Below are 251 nucleotides of genomic sequence, written 5' to 3' on the forward strand. Positions count from 1 at the left end.
GTTCAACCCGATCTTTCTGGATTTGCCCATGCGCATCACCCTCATTGCAAAACTTCTTTCTACCACTTTGGCGGTGGTCACGCCCGCGTTCGCCCAAGCTCAAAGCACAAGTTCCGAGACGGCGGCGAATACGGATCAGGCGATCGCTGCCGACGCCCCGGTCGATATTGTCGTCACCGGGTCGCGCATTGCTCGCCCGGAGCTCCAGCAGGCATCGCCCATCTCGGTCATTTCCAGCCAGGAGATCGCGC

At 60.2% G+C, this 251-nt stretch carries 1 protein-coding gene; it reads left to right on the forward strand.

Translation table 11 applies throughout. The features are described from left to right. A partial coding sequence (locus tag ACP3VS_RS24505) for a hypothetical protein (protein WP_426390336.1) occupies positions 1 to 251 on the forward strand: 251 nt, incomplete at both ends.

Source organism: Lysinibacillus sp. VIII_CA, assembly GCF_049943995.1.
In the GTDB taxonomy this organism is placed as follows: Bacteria; Bacillota; Bacilli; order Bacillales_A; family Planococcaceae; genus Lysinibacillus; species Lysinibacillus pinottii.